The 17,996-nt window shown below is 67.4% G+C and carries 18 protein-coding genes and 3 tRNA genes; 16 read left to right on the top strand and 5 right to left on the bottom strand.

Annotated features, from left to right (window positions below; all coding sequences use genetic code 11):
- Nucleotides 1-8: 8 nt before the first annotated feature.
- The 4 genes from rpoC (at nt 9) to DW298_RS13185 (ending at nt 5,978) form a co-directional block, all read left to right on the top strand.
- Nucleotides 9-3,884 (top strand): DNA-directed RNA polymerase subunit beta', encoded by a 3,876-nt coding sequence (rpoC, locus tag DW298_RS13200; protein WP_029261838.1) that lies wholly within the window; start codon nt 9-11, stop codon nt 3,882-3,884.
- 344 nt (nt 3,885-4,228) lie between these two features.
- Nucleotides 4,229-5,158 carry a PfkB family carbohydrate kinase gene (locus tag DW298_RS13195; protein WP_136042914.1) on the top strand — a complete coding sequence of 310 codons (930 nt, stop codon included), beginning with the start codon at nt 4,229-4,231 and terminating at the stop codon, nt 5,156-5,158.
- 86 nt (nt 5,159-5,244) lie between these two features.
- Nucleotides 5,245-5,329: transfer RNA gene (locus DW298_RS13190), tRNA-Tyr, on the top strand.
- 175 nt (nt 5,330-5,504) lie between these two features.
- On the top strand, nt 5,505-5,978 hold the full coding sequence (locus DW298_RS13185) for a heme-binding protein (protein WP_136042913.1): 474 nt from the start codon (nt 5,505-5,507) through the stop codon (nt 5,976-5,978).
- On the opposite strand, the gene DW298_RS13180 is transcribed toward DW298_RS13185, so the two are convergent.
- Nucleotides 5,958-6,536, bottom strand: coding sequence for a DUF2087 domain-containing protein (locus DW298_RS13180; RefSeq protein ID WP_136042912.1), 579 nt, complete (start codon nt 6,534-6,536; stop codon nt 5,958-5,960). The two genes, DW298_RS13185 and DW298_RS13180, sit on opposite strands and share 21 nt — an antisense overlap.
- Before the next feature lie 121 nt (nt 6,537-6,657).
- On the opposite strand from DW298_RS13180, the gene DW298_RS13175 reads away from it, so the two are divergent.
- The 8 genes from DW298_RS13175 to DW298_RS13140 all read left to right on the top strand — a co-directional run bounded on the left by DW298_RS13175 (nt 6,658) and on the right by DW298_RS13140 (nt 12,446).
- Nucleotides 6,658-7,557: a bile acid:sodium symporter family protein gene (locus tag DW298_RS13175; protein WP_136042911.1), complete on the top strand. Its 900-nt coding sequence runs from the start codon at nt 6,658-6,660 to the stop codon at nt 7,555-7,557.
- Nucleotides 7,558-7,566: 9 nt separating this feature from the next.
- Entirely contained in the window at nt 7,567-8,058 is a 492-nt protein-coding gene (locus DW298_RS13170) for an FBP domain-containing protein (RefSeq protein ID WP_136042910.1), read from the top strand.
- Nucleotides 8,059-8,103: 45 nt separating this feature from the next.
- On the top strand, nt 8,104-8,904 hold the full coding sequence (locus DW298_RS13165; protein ID WP_136042909.1) for an enoyl-CoA hydratase/isomerase family protein: 801 nt from the start codon (nt 8,104-8,106) through the stop codon (nt 8,902-8,904).
- Nucleotides 8,905-9,021: 117 nt separating this feature from the next.
- Nucleotides 9,022-10,017, top strand: coding sequence for a hypothetical protein (locus DW298_RS13160; RefSeq protein ID WP_136042908.1), 996 nt, complete (start codon nt 9,022-9,024; stop codon nt 10,015-10,017).
- Nucleotides 10,014-10,808 carry an inositol monophosphatase family protein gene (locus DW298_RS13155; RefSeq protein WP_136042907.1) on the top strand — a complete coding sequence of 265 codons (795 nt, stop codon included), beginning with the start codon at nt 10,014-10,016 and terminating at the stop codon, nt 10,806-10,808. Before DW298_RS13160 ends, DW298_RS13155 begins: the two co-directional genes overlap by 4 nt.
- Before the next feature lie 225 nt (nt 10,809-11,033).
- Complete coding sequence (locus DW298_RS13150; RefSeq protein WP_240745130.1) at nt 11,034-12,197, top strand: M23 family metallopeptidase; 1,164 nt, start codon at nt 11,034-11,036, stop codon at nt 12,195-12,197.
- A gap of 69 nt (nt 12,198-12,266) precedes the next feature.
- A tRNA-Thr gene (locus DW298_RS13145) sits at nt 12,267-12,338 on the top strand.
- 34 nt (nt 12,339-12,372) lie between these two features.
- Nucleotides 12,373-12,446, top strand: a tRNA-Met gene (locus DW298_RS13140).
- 70 nt (nt 12,447-12,516) lie between these two features.
- Here the strand turns inward: DW298_RS13140 and DW298_RS13135 are convergent.
- The 4 genes from DW298_RS13135 to DW298_RS13120 all read right to left on the bottom strand — a co-directional run bounded on the left by DW298_RS13135 (nt 12,517) and on the right by DW298_RS13120 (nt 16,139).
- Nucleotides 12,517-13,347, bottom strand: a complete 831-nt coding sequence (locus tag DW298_RS13135) for a CPBP family intramembrane glutamic endopeptidase (protein WP_136042905.1) — start codon at nt 13,345-13,347, stop codon at nt 12,517-12,519.
- 88 nt (nt 13,348-13,435) lie between these two features.
- The gene (locus tag DW298_RS13130; protein WP_240745129.1) at nt 13,436-13,747 is read right to left on the bottom strand and encodes a hypothetical protein; all 312 of its coding nucleotides are present in this window, start codon (nt 13,745-13,747) and stop codon (nt 13,436-13,438) included.
- A gap of 109 nt (nt 13,748-13,856) precedes the next feature.
- Nucleotides 13,857-15,527 carry an MDR family MFS transporter gene (locus tag DW298_RS13125; protein WP_136042904.1) on the bottom strand — a complete coding sequence of 557 codons (1,671 nt, stop codon included), beginning with the start codon at nt 15,525-15,527 and terminating at the stop codon, nt 13,857-13,859.
- Nucleotides 15,528-16,139 carry a TetR/AcrR family transcriptional regulator gene (locus tag DW298_RS13120; protein ID WP_136042903.1) on the bottom strand — a complete coding sequence of 204 codons (612 nt, stop codon included), beginning with the start codon at nt 16,137-16,139 and terminating at the stop codon, nt 15,528-15,530.
- Nucleotides 16,140-16,315: 176 nt separating this feature from the next.
- Here DW298_RS13120 and DW298_RS13115 point away from each other — a divergent pair, with 176 nt between their 5' ends.
- The 4 genes from DW298_RS13115 to DW298_RS13100 are packed head-to-tail and all read left to right on the top strand — an operon-like array spanning nt 16,316 to nt 17,854.
- The gene (locus DW298_RS13115) at nt 16,316-16,759 is read left to right on the top strand and encodes an Asp23/Gls24 family envelope stress response protein (RefSeq protein WP_240745128.1); all 444 of its coding nucleotides are present in this window, start codon (nt 16,316-16,318) and stop codon (nt 16,757-16,759) included.
- On the top strand, nt 16,756-16,947 hold the full coding sequence (locus DW298_RS13110) for a DUF2273 domain-containing protein (RefSeq protein WP_136042901.1): 192 nt from the start codon (nt 16,756-16,758) through the stop codon (nt 16,945-16,947). Before DW298_RS13115 ends, DW298_RS13110 begins: the two co-directional genes overlap by 4 nt.
- A 38-nt stretch (nt 16,948-16,985) precedes the next feature.
- Nucleotides 16,986-17,291: a hypothetical protein gene (locus DW298_RS13105; protein WP_205820374.1), complete on the top strand. Its 306-nt coding sequence runs from the start codon at nt 16,986-16,988 to the stop codon at nt 17,289-17,291.
- Nucleotides 17,288-17,854 carry a hypothetical protein gene (locus tag DW298_RS13100; protein ID WP_136042899.1) on the top strand — a complete coding sequence of 189 codons (567 nt, stop codon included), beginning with the start codon at nt 17,288-17,290 and terminating at the stop codon, nt 17,852-17,854. The genes DW298_RS13105 and DW298_RS13100 overlap by 4 nt, the downstream gene beginning before the upstream one ends.
- Nucleotides 17,855-17,996: the final 142 nt, after the last annotated feature.

The following is a 17,996-nucleotide window of genomic DNA, read 5'->3' as shown; positions in this document are numbered from 1 at the left end:
GAGAATCAGTGCTCGAGTCAAACACTTTCGATGAGCTTCGCATCGGCCTGGCCACCGCGGACCACATCCGCGCGTGGTCGTACGGTGAGGTCAAGAAGCCCGAAACCATCAACTACCGCACCCTGAAGCCGGAGAAGGATGGTCTCTTCGGAGAGCAGATCTTCGGCCCGTCCCGCGACTGGGAGTGCGCCTGCGGCAAGTACAAGCGTGTCCGCTTCAAGGGCATCGTCTGCGAGCGCTGCGGCGTGGAGGTCACCAAGAGCTCCGTCCGTCGTGAGCGCATGGGTCACATCGAGCTCGCCGCTCCCGTCACCCACATCTGGTACTTCAAGGGCGTGCCCTCGCGTCTCGGCTACCTGCTCGACATGGCGCCGAAGGACCTCGAGAAGGTCATCTACTTCGCCGCCTACATGGTCATCTCGGTCGACGAGGATGCTCGTCACCGCGACCTGGGCACGCAGGAGAACAACATCCGTCTCGAGCTGAAGACGCTCGGCGACCGCCGCGACTCCAAGATCGCGGAGCGCCTGGCCAAGCTGGAGGAGGAGCTCGCTGCCCTCGAGGCAGAGGGTGCCAAGGCCGACGCCAAGAAGAAGGTGAAGGACGCCGCCGAGAAGGAGATGTCCCTCATCCGCAAGGGTGCCGACGAGCAGATCGCCAAGCTCGAGCGCGTGTGGGAAGACTTCCGCACCCTCGAGGTCGGCGCACTGCGCCCGGAGGACGACGTCTTCCACGAGCTGCAGGACCGCTTCGGTCAGTACTTCGAGGCCTACATGGGTGCCGAGTCGATCCAGCGTCGCCTCGCGGCGTTCGACCTGGTCGCCGAGGCGGAGAACCTGCGCCTGCAGATCTCCGAGGGCAAGGGCCAGCGCAAGATCCGTGCGATCAAGCGCCTCAAGGTCGTCAGCTCGTTCCTCGAGACCGGCATGAGCCCGGCCGCGATGGTCCTCGACGTCGTTCCGGTCATCCCGCCGGAGCTGCGCCCGATGGTCCAGCTCGACGGTGGCCGTTTCGCGACGTCCGACCTGAACGACCTGTACCGCCGCGTCATCAACCGCAACAACCGTCTTCGTCGTCTGATCGACCTCGGTGCCCCCGAGATCATCGTCAACAACGAGAAGCGCATGCTGCAGGAGGCCGTCGACGCACTGTTCGACAACGGCCGTCGCGGTCGTCCCGTCACCGGTACCGGCAACCGTGCCCTGAAGTCCCTCAGCGACATGCTGAAGGGTAAGCAGGGTCGTTTCCGCCAGAACCTGCTCGGCAAGCGCGTCGACTACTCGGGCCGTTCGGTCATCATCGTCGGCCCGCAGCTGAAGCTGCACCAGTGCGGTCTGCCCAAGCAGATGGCTCTGGAGCTCTTCAAGCCGTTCGTCATCAAGCGTCTGATCGACCTCGGCCACTCGCAGAACATCAAGGCCGCCAAGCGCGCGGTCGAGCGCACCCGTCCCGAGGTCTGGGACGTGCTCGAGGAGATCATCCGTGAGCGTCCGGTTCTGCTGAACCGTGCACCCACGCTGCACCGCCTCGGCATCCAGGCGTTCGAGCCGCAGCTCGTCGAGGGCAAGGCCATCCAGCTGCACCCGCTCGTCTGCGCGGCGTTCAACGCCGACTTCGACGGTGACCAGATGGCTGTGCACCTGCCGCTGTCGGTCGAGGCTCAGGCCGAGGCCCGCGTGCTGATGCTCGCGTCGAACAACATCCTGAAGCCGTCCGACGGACGCCCGGTCACCCTGCCTTCGCAGGACATGATCATCGGTTTGCACCACCTGACCACGGTCAAGGAGGGCGCAGCCGGTGAGGGTCGTGCATTCGGTTCGGTGGGCGAGGCGATCCTGGCCAAGGACGAGGGCACCCTCGACCTGCAGGCGAAGATCCGCATCCGCATCCCGGGTCTGACCTTCCTCGAGGGCGAAGCTCCCGAGGGCTACGAGCGCCACGGTCTCGTGGACGCTTCGCTGGGTCAGGCGATCTTCAACGACACGCTGCCGAAGGGCTACCCGTTCGTCCGCGAGCAGGCTGACAAGAACAAGCTGTCGCAGATCGTCAACAAGCTGGCCGAGGAGTACCCCAAGGTCGAGACCGCTGCATCGCTGGACCGCATCAAGGACGCCGGCTTCTACTGGGCCACGCGCTCCGGTGTGACCGTCGCCCTGAGCGACATCCTCACCCCGCCGAACAAGGCGGAGATCGTCGCGGGCTACGAGAAGCAGGCCGCGAAGGTCCAGTCGCAGTACGAGAAGGGTCTGACGACCGACTCCGAGCGTCGCCAGGAGCTCATCAAGATCTGGACCGAGGCGACCGACGAGGTCCAGGCCGCGATGAAGGCGAACTTCCCGGAGGACAACACCATCAACCGCATGGTGTCCTCGGGCGCCCGTGGTAACTGGCTGCAGATCCGGAACATCGCCGGTATGCGTGGTCTGGTGAACAACCCCAAGGGTGAGATCATCCCGCGTCCGATCATCTCCTCGTACCGCGAGGGTCTGTCGGTTGCGGAGTACTTCATCGCGACGCACGGTACCCGTAAGGGTCTGGCCGACACCGCTCTGCGTACCGCCGACTCGGGTTACCTGACCCGTCGTCTGGTGGATGTCTCGCAGGACGTCATCATCCGCGAAGAGGACTGTGGCACGTCGAAGGGCCTCGAGCTCCCGATCGCCGCTCCGAACTCGCAGGGCGAGCTGGTGCGCGACGCGAACGTCGAGAACTCGGTGTTCGCTCGTACCCTGGCCTCCGACGTGGTCGACAGCAAGGGCGAGGTCCTCGCTTCTGCCGGTGACGACGTGGGTGACGTGCTGATCGACAAGCTGGTCGCTCTGGGCGTCGAGACCATCAAGGTGCGCTCGGTCCTGACCTGCGACTCCGCCGTCGGTGTCTGCGCGCAGTGCTACGGCCGTTCGCTCGCGACGGGTAAGACCGTCGACATCGGCGAGGCCGTCGGCATCATCGCGGCCCAGTCGATCGGTGAGCCCGGTACCCAGCTGACGATGCGTACCTTCCACACGGGTGGTTCGGCATCGGCGGACGACATCACGCAGGGTCTTCCCCGTGTGCAGGAGCTCTTCGAGGCGCGTACCCCCAAGGGCGCGTCGCCGATCGCCGAGGCCGATGGCCGCATCGCGATCGACGAGACCGACAAGGGCAAGAAGGTCATCCTGACGCCCGACAGCGGTGAAGAGCCGGTCATCTACCCGGTGCTGAAGCGTGCGACGCTTCTCGTCGAGGACGGGCAGCACGTCACGGTCGGTCAGCCGATCCTGGTGGGCACGCTCGACCCCAAGGAGATCATGCGTGTCATGGGTGCTCGCGAGGTGCAGCGTTACCTCGTCGGCGGCGTCCAGGGCGTGTACCGCTCGCAGGGTGTGCCGATCCACGACAAGCACATCGAGGTCATCGTCCGTCAGATGCTCCGCAAGGTCACTGTCGTCGATCACGCCGACACGAACCTGCTGCCGGGTGAGATGGTCGACCTCAAGCGCTACCAGTCGATCAACCGCGAGACCGTGGCAGAGGGCAAGCGCCCCGCGTCGGGACGACCGGAGCTGATGGGTATCACGAAGGCGTCGCTCGCGACCGAGTCGTGGCTGTCTGCCGCCTCCTTCCAGGAGACGACCCGCGTGCTCACCGAGGCTGCGATGCAGGGCAAGCGCGACCCGCTGGTCGGTCTCAAGGAGAACGTCATCATCGGTAAGCTCATCCCCGCCGGAACCGGTCTCTCGAAGTACCGCGACGTCACGGTCGAGGCCACCGAGGAAGCCAAGAGCGAGCGCTACCCGAACCGGATCTTCGCATCCGACGGTGCTTACGCCGACGGCGACTTCGGCTACGTCGACTTCGACGCGTTCTCGACGGACGACATCACCCCCGGTACTTATAACTGATTGAGGCGAGAGCCGGCGAGCTTGCTCGTCCGGCCGAGCCGATTGAGGTTGTCGAGCGACGAAGTCGCGACACAACTGAGTGCTGAGTGATTGAGGAAGGCCCCGGGGTTCGCCCCGGGGCCTTCTTCGTGCTCTCGGTGATGTTGCCGGTCCCGCCGAGTGCACAACTTCGGAGATCGCGGTGGGCGCGCCGCCCTCTGGGCCGTCGGCGCGGCGTGTCGGGCCTGATCTCCGAAGTTGTGCGGCGGACGCGTCGCCGAGAGGAGCCTCGATCGGTTGGGGACATCGTGTGGCGCGTGCGAGGTGCGGGGCCGGCGGGGAAGTGGGCGCGGTAGTGTCGGCGGGTGAGCAACGAGACATCCTCCTCCCGGTCCGTGGTCGTGATCGGCGACGCTCTGATCGACGAGATCCACGACCGTGCCGGTGTGCGCGAGCTCGTCGGCGGGGCAGCGCTGAACGTCGCCGTGGGCCTTCGTCGGCTGGGGATCGACACCACACTGATCGCCATGGTGGGCGAGGATGAGGCCGGCGGGCACATTCGTGAGTATCTGTCCGATCACGGGGTGCGCCTGATCTCGAGCGATGCGCCGCTCGGCTCGTCGCGGGCGATCGTGCGGCGCGCGACGAACGGTGAACCGGAGTACGTCTTCAACGAGGCCGCCCGGCAGCGCAGCATCCGGTATTCGGACGAAGCTCGAGCGGCGATCGCGGATGCCGGGCTCGTCGCGATCAGCTGCTTCCCCTTCGACGAGCCGACAGAGGTGGTTGCTCTCGTCGACGCCCTCGCGGATGCCCGTGTCGCCGTGGACCCCAATCCCCGCCTCGGGATGCTGCGCGATCGCGTCGAGTTCGTCCGCGGTTTCGAGCGGATCGCCGCATCGGCCGCCATCGTCAAGGTCGGCGCCGACGACGCGGCCGTTCTCTACGACGGCGACCTCGACGCGCTGCGCGGGCGCCTTCGCGAGATCGGCGCCGCCGCGGTGCTGGCTACAGCAGGTGCTGCCGGGGCCACGCTCGACACGGACGCGGGCATCGTCTCCGCACCGATCACCCCGCTCGCCGGTGACGTGATCGATACGGTCGGTGCGGGAGACGCGACGCTCGCAGCCGTCGCCGCCGGGCTGGTGTCCGACTCACCGACCGCGCTGGATGAATGGCGCGTGCTCCTCGTCCGGGCCATGGACATCGCGGCCGCGACGTGTCGTGCGGAGGGCGGTCTGCTGCGCACTCCGGAGTCGTCGGCGGATGCCCAGCGCGGGGTCCGCGGCAGCTGACGGTTCGATTTCTTGCACCCGCCTCGGGCAGGTATGCTTGTCTTTCGTGCCCCCGGTTGGCTGTTCAAGTCGGACGGGTGCGCTCTGGCGAGTTACCCAAGCGGCCAAAGGGATCTGACTGTAAATCAGACTGCTCTGCATTCGGGGGTTCGAATCCCTCACTCGCCACCAAACGCCGTGATGGTCCGAAAGGCCGCCGACTCGAGTCGGCGGCCTTTCGGCTTGTCGCGTGGTCTCTTTCAGCTCTCAGACGCGCAGGGGTCGAACGCGCACTCGCTGCGCGTCGACCGACTCCTGCCGCCGCCCGCTACAGTCTGAACCGAACCGTCTACGAGAGGCAGCGCCGATGACCGATGCAGCAAGGCTCGCCCAGTTGGAGAAAGAACACCTCGAACTCGTGCTGCGGCGGTTCGACCGCAAGGACGCATGGGAACTCGGGCGTCTCATCGCAGAACGGGCGCTCGCAGATGGCCACCCAGTCGCCGTCGACGTTCGCACCTCGTCAGGGATCCTGTTCCATGCGTCGCTGCCGGGCGCGACCGCCGACAACGATTCCTGGGTGGAGAAGAAGGCCGCGACAGCCCTCCGCTTCGAAACGAGCACCGCGCTGCTGGAAGCGCGCATCGAGAACGGCGGGCGCGATATGCACGAATCGGGTTGGCTCGATCCCGCTGCGTACACCGTCGCGGGCGGTGCTGTGCCCATCCGCGTGGAGGGAGTGGGCGTGGTCGCGGTCGCGACGATATCGGGTCTGCCCTCGGCAGAGGATCACGACAACGTCGTCGACGGCATCCGCGGTCTAGGGCTCCTCGTCGGCTAGCACCACCGGGGCGCTGCCCGTCAGCGCGTACTCGGTGCCGTCCGCGCGGCGTTCCACGAGCTGGTAGTCCACGAGGTATCGGCGCAACACCGCCACGTCCTCGGAGTAGGGGAGTAGCCGCGCATTCACTTCCCGTTCCGGCAGCACTTCGTCGGCGGAGAAGACCTCGCGGGCGACCCAGGCGAGGAGCTCGCCGCGCTCTTGCAGGTTCGCCGGGTACTGGCGGATTCGCTTCCCGTCCGTGAACCGTTCGATTCCTTCGCGCCGGGGAACGGTGGCCGACGCCAGAATCTCTCGGAACACGTCGGGCGCGAGCGCCTGGGTCTCCGCGTCGACCAGTCCGCTCTGCACGATGGCCTCCGATACCCGCCGGCGTCGCGAGGGGGAGAGCCCGGCCGTCGCCGCCTCGACGGTGCCACCGAGCATTACCTCGGCCGCGACCCGGCGCGTCTCCGGGTTCGCGAGAAGGGCAATCAGCGGGCGCCAGGCGTGCGAATCGTTCATCTCATCATCTTCTTCCTCAGCAGGGCCCGTGCTCCTGCGCTGATCGCGGGGCATCGTCGGCAAGCTGCTGCTGCGCGAGGGGCGGCTAACATGTTAGTCGCCCTGGTCGTATGTATGCATCGATTGACGCGATAACGGGTGACACCGAGGCCCTCCATCCGTCACACTGAGTCCCATGGGATCAGCGTTGACCACCATCGGACTGCCCGTCGCTCTGGGCATCATCATGCTGGGCCTCGGGCTCAGCCTCACCCTCGCCGACTTCGCGAGGGTCCTGAAGCAGCCGAAGGCGGTGATCATCGCACTGCTCTGCCAGCTCGTCGTGCTGCCGGCGATCTGCTTCGGACTCGTGCTGGCGTTCCAGCTCCCGCCGATCCTCGCAGTCGGCATGATGATGCTGGCCGCATCTCCCGGCGGAACCACCGCCAACCTCTACAGCCACCTGTTCCGCGGGGACATCGCGCTGAACATCTCGCTCACTGCGGTCAACTCGGTCATCGCGGTGATCACGCTTCCGATCATCACCAACTTCGCCATCGCCTACTTCCAGCCGTTCGACGATCGACTCGGACTGCAGTGGTCGAAGGCGCTCGAGGTCTTCGCGATCGTGCTGCTGCCGGTGGCACTGGGCATGCTCGTGCGGCGCTTCTGGCCGAAGTTCGCCACGGGCATGGACAAGCCGGTGCGCATCGCCTCGGTGATCATCCTGATCGTCGTGATCGCCGGCGCTGTGGCCTCGAACTGGACGCTGCTGGTGGCCAACTTCACGCAACTCGCCCTCATCACCGTGCTGTTCTGTCTGATCAGCCTCGCCATCGGGTTCCTGGTCCCTCGGATGCTGCGGGTGGGGAAGCGACAGGCGATCGCCACGTCGTTCGAGATCGGCATCCACAACGCGACGCTCGCGATCGTGATCGCGCAGTCCGTGCTCGGCTCCGTGGAGCTGAGCCTCCCCGCAGCCGTCTACGGAGTGCTCATGTTCTTCATCGCGTTCGGCTTCGGTTTCCTCATCCGGGATCGGTCGGACGCGGGCGCAGAAGATGTCACGGCGCCGTCGGGCGTCGAGCGTTCATAGACTGGAGTGATGCGACCGCTCACAGAGGCCGACGTCAGGGCATCGTTCGTCAATGCGGATGCCGATGAGCTGCGGACCATGGAGATGCCGCACGACTTCGTGCTCATCGACTGGGACTACCTCGACTTCTTCGCCTGGCAGGATCCGAGCGCCACTCGCCGCGGCTACGTGCTGATCCCGCACGGCGACCGGGTCGTCGGCATCGTGCTTCGCGCCACCGAGCCGGGGCGCGGACGCTCCGGCATGTGCAACATCTGCCACACCATGCAGCCGGGCAACCAGATCGCGCTCCTCTCCGCACGGCGCGCCGGCGAGGCGGGGCGACGGGGGGACTCGTTCGGCACGTACATGTGCGCCGACCTCTCCTGCCACGACAACGTGCGTCTGGCGCACCCGCTCGCGCCCAACGAGATCAGGACTCCCGGGCAGGTCGACTTCCGACTCGACGGCACACGGCGACGGATGGAGAGCTTCGTCTCGCGGGTCTGGGAGCAGAGCTGATCGCGGTTACGCTGGACCACACGTCCTGTGCTCGAAGGAGAAGCCATGAGTGATGCCATCCTGTTCGCCGTCGAAGAGGGTATGGCTCGGCTCACGCTGAACCGCCCTGCTCGACTCAACGCGTTCAACGCCGACCTCGCGCACGCGTGGAAGGATGCGACCGCCGAGGCGACATCGCGGCCCGACGTGAAGGCGATCCTCATCGATGCGGCAGGCCCGGCCTTCTGCGCGGGCGGCGACGTCATCGACATGGCCACGACGATGGGCGCATCCGGAGCGGAGATCACCGCGCTCGCCGAGGTGATCAACGCCGGTATCCGTTCGCTCACCGAGTCCGCGGTGCCCGTGGTCGCGGCCGCGCACGGCACCACGGCCGGCGGAGGCCTCGGCATCCTGCTCTCCAGCGACTACGCGGTCGTGGGCTCGCGTTCCAAGCTCGGCAGCCTGTACGCGAACATCGGCCTGACTCCCGACCTCTCGGTCTCGGCGCAGCTCGCCCGAGCCGTGGGCCAGCGGCGCGCGTTGCAGCTCGTGCTCCAGGATCGGCTGCTGTCGGCATCGGAGGCGGTGGAGTGGGGGCTCGTCGCCGAGGCCGTGACGGGCGCGGACGGGTCCGCCGAGGCCGATGCCGTGCGGGCCCGCGGTGAGGAGATCGCACGCTTCTGGCTCGCCGGAGCAGCCGACGCGTACGGACAGGCGAAGCGGCTCGTGCGCTCGCAGCCCGAACGCTCTTTCGTCGAGCAGCTGACCGAAGAGGCGCGGTCGATCGGCGCAGCCCTGGAGACTCCGGATGCGCAGGCCAGGGTTGCGGCCTTCGCCGCCGCATCCGCGAAGAAGTCGGGCTGACCTCTCCTCCCCGCATCGGCGTTCTGCGAAGACTTCTCCTCAGTGCGGCGCTCGGCCGTCGGCTCTGGCGATGCGCGTGGCAGGATGAAGGCATCGCCGCTCGACGAGAGGATCGCCATGTCCCAGCCGGACATCACCACGCAGCCGCAGGGTGAGAAGAAGAATATGTCGCTGCTGATCCGAGGTTCACTCTGGATCGCCATCGGGGCCCTGATCGCCGCAGCGCTCGTGTGCGTCATCTGGGTGCTCGTGGGAGACCAGGACGGTCTGATCGGAAGGGCGTTCCTGACGATCCTGCTCCTGGCGGCTTTCGCAGGGATCGCGATCCTCGAGGCGGGCCTCGCACCGAATCGCCCCGACTGGCTGCAACTGGCCAGCATGGTGAGCTGGATCGTGGCGCTGCTGGTGGGTGCCGTCAAGATCTGGCTCCCCGAAGAAGGCGTGTTCTTCGGGGCGGAGCGCTTCTTCCAGCTGCTGCTCGTGATCGGCATCCTTCAGCTCGCCCTCCTGCATGTGCGTCTGTTCACTCCGGCCGCTCAGCGGCACGTCACGACATTCACGCGGGTGATCTACATCGTCACGGTCACGTTCCTGGTCGGACTCGTCGGCATGCTCGTGTTCTTCCTCGCCTTCCCGAACACCTTCCACTACGGCGAGCTGTACTGGAGGATCGTCGTCGCGCTGACGATCCTCGTCGCTGTCGGAACCACGCTCATCCCGCTGCTCAATGCGCTGTTCGCGCCGAAGAAGAAGGTCTCGGCGGTTCCGGCGCTGGCCGCGGCCCCGTCGTGGCCGACCTATGCCGATGGGATCACCCCGCTGCCGGCGCTTCCCGACTCCTCGCCCGACTGGAACGCCTACTACACCGGCTACCCGACGCCGCAGCAGCCGCAGCTTGCAGCGCCCACCACGAGCTTCCCGGTTGCGCCCCAGCCCGCCCCGCCCCAGCCCGCACCGTCGCAACCCGCACCGTCGCAGCCCGCACCGCCCGCGGCTCCTGGTGGCCACCTCGTTCCACCCGCTCCTGCCGGAGGTCAGCCGCCGACCCCGCAGCAGGGCGAACCGCCGGCGTTCCCCCCGCCGCCCCCCGTACCGCAGCAGCCCGCGCCGTGACGCTCGAGATAGAGCTCAGCGAGCTCGCGACCGAGATCGCCCGGGAAGCCGGAGCGCTCGCCCGCACCCGTCGGTCCGAGGGCGTGCGTCTCGCAGCGACCAAGACGACGCTCGCCGACATCGTGACCGATGCCGATCGCGAGGTCGAGGCCCTCATCCGAGAGCGCCTGCGCGCCGCCCGTCCCGAAGACGGCTTCCTCGGCGAGGAGTCGGGGGCCGAGCAGGGCGCGAGCGGGATCACGTGGGTCGTCGATCCGATCGACGGCACGGTGAACTACGCCTACGGCATCCCGGCGTACAACGTCAGCATCGCGGCCGTGCAGGGCGAACCCGATCCGGAGTCGTGGGTGGCGCTCGCTGCAGCCGTCGACGCGCCCGCTCTCGGCGAGACCTTCACTGCGGCTCGCGGTCACGGGGCATGGTTGAAGGGAAGTCGCCTCGCGGTGACCGAAGAGACTCCCGCGGGTGCGCTCCTCGGCACCGGTTTCGGCTACGACCCCGCCACCCATGACGGCGACCTCGCCACGGTGGCGCGGGTCATGCCGATGGCACGCGATCTCCGACGCATGGGTGCTGCGGCGCTCGACCTCGCCTACGTCGCCGCCGGGCGACTCGACGGGTACTTCGAGCGCGGGCTCCGCCCCTGGGACCATGCTGCCGGGGCGCTCCTGATCACGGAGGCGGGAGGCCGCGTCTCCAGAATCGACGTCGGATCACCGCGCCCGATGCTCGTCGCGGGAGGACGCGATGTGCACGCGCGATTGCTCGAGATCCTCGCCCCGAAACACTGATCGATTCATGGCATTCCCAGGCTGATCAGGGTAGGGTTTACCCGATCGTTACTTTCGCCACCCGAAGGCGAAAGTGTGAGTTTGCCCTCCCGAGCTTGACGCACGACCGAGAGAAACGCTTTGCCCTTCGAGAATCCCCAGGCTGCCTCTGCGCCCACGCGCCGGTCCAGCCGACTCCGCACTGAGGCGCCCGAAGCCTCCGCGGCGGGAACGACGGCACCCAGCGTGGCCGCAGAAGCCGCCGCCGTCGCCCTCGCTGTCGTCGCACCGCTTTCCCGTCGCGCCGCACGCCAGAGACCGGCCACCGACGACGTCGTGGTCGAATCCCCCGTCGAGCCTTTCATCGCCGCGACTCCCGAGCCGATCATCGCCGATGTGCCTGCCACGCCGTCGGCCGTCGACACGGCGGAGCAGATCATCGAGATCGTCGTCGGCGATGAGGTCGACGCTGCCCCGGCCGACTTGACGCCGGAGCCGGCGAGTGACCTGCCGCTCGAAGATGACGTCGACGCCTTCGAGCGCGCATCACGAGCCTTCCGCACGGGGTCGATCCCGACGGTCGACTCTTCCGCCTCCGCGTTCACCGCGCACAAGTCTGCTGCCGATTCCGAGCGGCCCGAGGCGTCCGCGCATGTCGCCTCCCGTCGCCCGCGCAACTTCCGCAAGGTCGTGGCCGTCGGCGCGAGCGTCGGTGTGATGAGCCTCGCAGGACTCCTCGCCGTCTCCATGACTCTTCCCGCCGAGGCGGTCGCCGCGGTTCAGGGAACCTCGGTCGCGGCCACCTCGCTGGTCTCGGCTGCCGCTTCCGACGCGAAAGGGGCGGCCGACGACGAGATCCAGGCCTTCGTCGCACCCTCGGGCGTCGAGAACGAGTCGCTCGCACGGTCCGACGACTTCAGCACCATCTCGCTGGTCCAGGTCGCTGCCGAGCAGGGCATCAACTACTCGGGCGAGATCTTCACGAATGACCCCGACGCGGCCATCCAGTGGCCCTTCCTGGTCGGCGTCGGCATGAGCTACGGGTACGGCATGCGCAGCGGCCGCCTGCACGAGGGCATCGACTTCGTTCCCGGCGACGGCGCCCCGGTCCAGGCGATCGCCGACGGCACCGTCCGCATCGCGACCGAGCAGGGCGGCGCCTACGGCGTGACCGTCTACATCGACCACGTCATCGACGGGTCGGTCATCACGAGCCACTACTCGCACATGCAGTACGGCTCGCTGCAGGTCAAGGCCGGCGAGACCGTCAAGGTCGGCACGATCGTCGGCAAGACCGGAAACACGGGTCGTTCCTACGGCGCACACATGCACTTCGAGCTCATCGTCAACGGGTCGACCATCGATCCGATGCCCTGGCTCAACGAGAACGCCGGGCGGACGTCGTACTGACCGGCCCGGATTTCATGAGGACGCCACAGTGATGGTATTCTCGTACGGTTGCCCCGCGAGGGGCAGCACGCCCCGATAGCTCAGTGGCAGAGCACTTCCATGGTAAGGAAGGGGTCGTCAGTTCAATCCTGACTCGGGGCTCGCAGCATTCTTCTCACGCGGACGGATGCCTCGCGGCAGGGTAGCTCAGCTGGTTAGAGCGCACGACTCATAATCGTGAGGTCGCGGGTTCAAGCCCCGCTCCTGCTACAGACGAAAACCCCCGGCTTCCCGGGGGTTTTGTCGTTTCTGCAGACCGTCGACCCGTTCGGCGCGGCGGTTACGCAGACTTGCTCGGCACGGCGAATTCCGGCTGTGCGTCACCCACCCGTCCGCGGATGAAGAAGATCAGCACGAAGCCGGCGACGATCACGGCGATGTTGCCGAACCCGGCGACGCCGGTGAGCGCGCCTTCCGCGGGGTACGCGGTCTGCAGGAAGATGCTCGGGTCGGTGCTCGCGTGCAGCAGGATCGGCGCGATGATCGTCCCGGTGACGCGGAGGGCGAGGTACATCAGGATGCCGAAGGCGAAGGTGTAGATGAGCTGGAATCCGGTCGCGAAGAGGTTCTGCCCGCTGAGCAGGTTGCCCGCGTGCAGCCCCGCGAACAGCGCGGCCGAGATCACGGCCACCACGACCTCGCGGTAGCCGGCCTTCCGCAACAGGTTCACCACCAGACCGCGCGTGAGCACCTCTTCGGTGAACCCGATGAGGAGTCCCGCCAGGAGCCAGGTCGCGACGACGTCGAAACCGGCGCGACCGTAGTCGATCGTCGCGAAGCGGAGGACGTTGAACAGCAGCACCACCACGATGGCGATCCACATCCAGCCCCTCCCGCGGATCGGCTGCCGGCCGAAGAGCTCAGCCCACCACCCGACCGAGAGGGTGAACGCGGCGAGGATGACGGCTCCGACGAGTTCGGGGAGCACATAGAACACGGCGATGCCCGCCGCGCTGCTCGGCTCCTCGATGTTCAGCGCGAGCGGGGTGAATGCCAGCGAGAGCAGTTGGAAGAGGATGAAGTAGGCGGCCGTGAGGAGGAGCGCTCGCCACCAGCCGCCCTTCTCCCAGAAGCTCTTCCAGAACGAGGGGGCGGGTGCGGGAGAGGACATGGGGGCTCCAGGCGGTGGGGAAGGCCGGCGTGTTCTCGTCAGTTTTGCGCACACCGGTCCATCGCGTCCAGCAGGGTGACTCGGTGCGTCAGCGAGGAGCGCTTCGACCGGCTCCCCGGTTGCGCGTCGGAGGCAGGTGCGGGATGGGGATGGGGCGGGTCGCCCGTGAGGCGTCCTGGAACCGGCGCACGGCGTCGAGGACCTCCTCGGCGGAGCAGTACCGCAACGCGAGGGGGAGGTCGCGTCGCCAGAGGACTTCGAACTCCGTCGGTGCGTCCTCGAAGATCGTGCAGACCACCCGGCGGTGGTCGCCCTCCGGGTAGTGCAGATCGTGGATCGCCCAATCGGTGTCGCTGACGTGCACCAGGGCGAACCTGCGGTCCGGGTCGTGCTCCATCATTCTCCTACCTGTCCCCACGGTGAAGAATGACCGATGGCGTGGCAGAAGGGGAGGGGCTTGACACCACAGCGCCCTCACCCTTCATCGGAAGGCGAGGGCGCCGGCGGCGTCAGCGGACGGTCGGGGTGGGAGCCGTGTCGGCCGGTCCAGCCTCCATCGCAGCGAGATCGTTCGGACGGGCGATGCCGCGCTGCTCGGCTTCCAGCCGTTCCGCCTCCTCGCCGCTGATCGCCTCGCCGCGGGCGCCGAGTCCGGCCTGATCCGACAGGGGGATCTGCTTCAGGAACAGCGACAGCACGAGCGCGAGCACGATGAAGGGCACGAGGTACCAGAACACCGGCGCCAGAGCATCGGCGTAGGCGGTGACGATGCCGTCGCGCACCTCGTCGGGAAGGGTGCTCAACGTCGCCGGGTCGATCGTGGACGCAGCCTGCGATGCGGCATCCGGCGAGGCTCCGGCCCCGGCGAAGACCCCGGTGAGATTTTCGGTCAGGCGCGTGGTGAAGATCGTGCCGAACACGGCGGTGCCCAGCGACGCCCCCACCTCGCGGAAGTAGTTGTTCGTGCTGGTGGCCGTGCCGAGCTCGCCCGCGGGAACCGCGTTCTGCACGACCAGGACGACGACCTGCATGATGAGGCCGAGCCCGGCGCCGAACACGAATAGGAACGTGCAGATCAGCCAGATCGGTGTCGAGGCCGACAGTGTGGTCATGGAGACCATCGCGATGCCGGTGATGATCGTGCCGAGGATCGGATAGATCTTGTACTTGCCGGTCTTGGAGATCGCGATGCCCGTGAAGATCGACGTGCCCATGAGGCCCACCATCATCGGGATCATCAGCAGACCGGATTCCGCCGCCGAGGTGCCGGACGACATCTGCAGGAACGTCGGCACGAAGCCGATCGCCGCGAACATCCCGATTCCGAGCACCAGCCCGATCGCAGTCGCGTTCACGAAGATCGGGTTGCGGAAGAGACTGAGCGGGATGATCGGGTCCTTGACCCGCGATTCGGTGATCACGAAGGCCGTGGCTGCGACGATCAGGCCGGCGCCCCAGGCCCAGGTGGCCAGCGAATCCCAGCCGAACTCCTTGTCGCCGCCGAAGTCGGTGAAGAAGATCAGGCAGGTGGTCGCGATGGAGAGGAAGATCACACCGAAGATGTCGATCGGCTTCTCGGCCTTCTTGCTCGGCAGCTTCAGCGCGACCAGCGCGATGATGAACGCGGCGATGCCGACGGGGATGTTGATGTAGAACGCCCACTGCCAGGTCAGGTGGTCGACGAAGTAGCCGCCGAGGAGCGGACCGGCGACAGCGGACAGGCCGAACACGGCGCCGAGCGGGCCCATGTACTTGCCGCGCTCGTTGGCCGGCACGATGTCGGCGATGATCGCCTGCGACAGGATCATCAGACCGCCACCGCCGAGGCCCTGCAGGGCACGGAAGACGACGAACATCCAGAAGTCGGTGGCGAACGCGCAGCCGACCGAAGCCAGCGTGAACAGGGCGATGGCGACCAGGAACAGGTTGCGTCGGCCGAGGACGTCACCGAACTTGCCGTAGATCGGCATCACGATGGTCGTGGCCAGCAGGTAGGCGGTGGTGATCCAGACCTGGTGGTCCACGCCGCCGAGCTGCCCGACGATGGTCGGCATGGCGGTGGAGACGATGGTCTGATCGAGGCTGGAGAGCAGCATGCCCGCGATGAGCGCGCTGAAGATGATCCAGATGCGGCGCTTCGTGAGCAGGAAGGGCGCATCCTTCGTGGCGGTGGCGGACATTCAGTGGTCTTTCTGTGACGGTGCGTAGAGCGAGCGGGCGAGGTCGAGGCGTCGCGCGATGAGGTCGCTGAACGGCTCGGTGGAGTGGTGGTGCAGGAGCTGGTCCATGCTCATCCGGACGAGCGCGCCGACGGTGTGCACGATCACCTCGGCGCGGAGTTCGGCGTCGGCGGCATCCGGGGTGCGGCGGACGATCAGCCCCATGTCGCGGCGTTCGTTCTTCGCGAGCTGCTCGAACGCGGCCTTGAGCAGACGCGGTTCCTGCTCGATCACGGCGAACATCGCCGGAGCATCCTCGACCGGGTTGAAGAGCTCGAAGCGGCGGATGGTCAGCTGGATGAAGTCGTCGAGCAGGTCGCCGTGCTGAGAGGCGAACTCCTCCTCGAGGGCCTCCTGACGCGAGTCGATGGTCGCGAACCCGAAGACCGCGTTCTCCTTGCTCTCGAAGTAGTTGAAGAAGGTGCGTCGGGACACACCCACCTCGGCGCACAGCTCTTCGATGGTGAAACCGGCGAAGCCCTGCTCGGTCGTCAGTCGGCGTGCGGCATCGGTGAGTGCGCGGGACGTCTCGCGCTTGCGCTGCTCTCGCAATGAATCTGCACTGTCGCTCATGGAGTGCAATATTGCACTCTCTTCCTTGGAGTGCACTGTGAGCGTCCGTACCCATCGATCGGAAAACGTTCCGACGAATCTGTGACGTTCTCCGCCCGGCATCCGTCCTAGTGGTGTCGCTGTACGGCGACCCGCACTCCGCAGGGGGAACGGACACACGGATGAAGGAGCTCGAGATGGCGAACGTGACCGGCAGTACTCAGCCCAAGACCCAGATCGTCGCACCGCAGCTGGGGGCTGCTGCGGGGAAGACCACGATCGAGGATGCGGTGGTGGCGAAGATCGCCGGCATCGCTGCTCGCGAGGTCAGCGGCGTCTACGCGCTCGGCGGGGGAGCCGCGCGCATGGTGGGAGCGATCCGCGATGCGCTCAACACGACCGACCTCTCGCAGGGGATCAGCGTCGAAGTGGGCGAGACGCAGGTCGCGGTCGACGTGACGATCGTCGCCGAGTACCCGGTCTCCCTGCAGAAGGTCGCGGATGAGGTCCGCGCCGCCATCCACCGCGCCATGGTGGAACTGGTCGGCATGGACGTCGCCGAGGTCAACGTGACCGTCAACGACGTGCACATCCCCTCCGACGACGAGGGCGACGGCACGCAGGAGACGCGAGTCCAGTGACCGCGTCGGTGATCGGAGCGGCGGCTGCGGCCGCTCTCGCGTTGACCTGGCTGGCCCTGGGCTTCTGGGCCTTCGTGCTCGTGGCTCTGGCGATGCTGGTGGGCGCGGTCGCCGGCCGCATCATCGACGGTCGGCTCGACCTGCGGGCGCTCGCCGCGGTCTTCCGAGGCCGGCGCTCCTCCTCATGACGGTCGACCGCTCATCGCGGGCGGAGGAGGGCATCGTCGTGGGGACGACGACCTTCACCGCCCGCGCGTTGCAGCGGCTCGCCGTCGGCATCGCGCACGATGTCGCCCGGGTCTCCGTCCGCGACGTCGGGGTGCAGTTGTCGGATGAGCACGGTGCACTGCGGATCGCGGTCACGGTGCCCGTGGCCATCGCGACGAAGAGCGGACGGCCCCTGGTCGACAGCGGGGAGGACCTCCGCAACGGTCTGATCGACGGCATGCGAGAACTGGCCGGCCGCGAGGTCGGCACCGTGGACGTCCGGTACTCGGGCGTGCGCCGGAGTACCGAGAGGAGAGTGCGATGACGAACGAACAGACGACGTATCGCCGCGTCCTGCGTCGCGAGACGTACACGTCTCGCACGGCCGCGGCGATGGTGGTGGCGTCCATCGGCGCACTGCTCCTGATCGCGCTGCTTGCGGGCGCCGTGTGGTGGCTGGTCGACGGTGGCTTCCGTGACGCGGCCGCGTCACGGCTCGAGGGGATCTCCGTCGGGGTGCAGCAGCCGGCGGTGCTGTTCGGCATCGGCGGGGGGCTCACAGTCCTCGCCGTCGTGCTCCTCGCGCTCGCACTGCTGCCCGGGCGCCGGGCGCGGCGCGCGCGCATCACCGAGCGCACCGCGCTGCTCGTGGACGACGGCGTGATCGCCGACTCGATCGCCGCGGCGGTCGCCCGTCGCGCCGGGGTCGACCGCGGTCGCGTGGCCGTGTTCGTGGGCCGGCGCACGGTCGAGGTCCGCATCACTCCGACCAGCGGCGTGTTCGTGCGGGTAGCCGACGCCGAGGACGCGGCGAACGACATCCTCGCGGGGCTCGGCTTCTCGGCCACCCCGCGCGTCGTCATCGAAGCGCACGGAGTGGTCGCATGAACGCGACGAACCGATTCGTGAATCGCAGCGTGCTCTTCCTCGTGGGCGCGGTACTGCTGGCCGCGGGAGCCGTCGCGCTCGCTGCCGGACTGCTCGCCGCGGGGGAGCCGCCCGCGTGGCTGCGGCGGGCGGGGGCCCCCGG

This window comes from Microbacterium sp. A20 (assembly GCF_004794515.1).
In the GTDB taxonomy this organism is placed as follows: domain Bacteria; phylum Actinomycetota; class Actinomycetes; order Actinomycetales; family Microbacteriaceae; genus Microbacterium.
Note: the sequence above shows the minus strand (reverse complement) of the source record. Positions and strands in the feature narration are given on the sequence as shown.

Coding starts and splice junctions, on each gene's coding strand:
- DW298_RS13120 (WP_136042903.1), bottom strand. CDS start 16,139: ATGAGCGACAGTGCAGATTCATTGCGAGAGCAGCGCAAGCGCGAGACG.
- DW298_RS13100 (WP_136042899.1), top strand. CDS start 17,288: ATGACGAACGAACAGACGACGTATCGCCGCGTCCTGCGTCGCGAGACG.
- DW298_RS13115 (WP_240745128.1), top strand. CDS start 16,316: ATGGCGAACGTGACCGGCAGTACTCAGCCCAAGACCCAGATCGTCGCA.
- DW298_RS13185 (WP_136042913.1), top strand. CDS start 5,505: ATGACCGATGCAGCAAGGCTCGCCCAGTTGGAGAAAGAACACCTCGAA.
- DW298_RS13165 (WP_136042909.1), top strand. CDS start 8,104: ATGAGTGATGCCATCCTGTTCGCCGTCGAAGAGGGTATGGCTCGGCTC.
- DW298_RS13135 (WP_136042905.1), bottom strand. CDS start 13,347: ATGTCCTCTCCCGCACCCGCCCCCTCGTTCTGGAAGAGCTTCTGGGAG.
- DW298_RS13125 (WP_136042904.1), bottom strand. CDS start 15,527: ATGTCCGCCACCGCCACGAAGGATGCGCCCTTCCTGCTCACGAAGCGC.
- DW298_RS13180 (WP_136042912.1), bottom strand. CDS start 6,536: ATGCCCCGCGATCAGCGCAGGAGCACGGGCCCTGCTGAGGAAGAAGAT.
- DW298_RS13175 (WP_136042911.1), top strand. CDS start 6,658: ATGGGATCAGCGTTGACCACCATCGGACTGCCCGTCGCTCTGGGCATC.
- DW298_RS13160 (WP_136042908.1), top strand. CDS start 9,022: ATGTCCCAGCCGGACATCACCACGCAGCCGCAGGGTGAGAAGAAGAAT.
- DW298_RS13170 (WP_136042910.1), top strand. CDS start 7,567: ATGCGACCGCTCACAGAGGCCGACGTCAGGGCATCGTTCGTCAATGCG.
- DW298_RS13130 (WP_240745129.1), bottom strand. CDS start 13,747: ATGATGGAGCACGACCCGGACCGCAGGTTCGCCCTGGTGCACGTCAGC.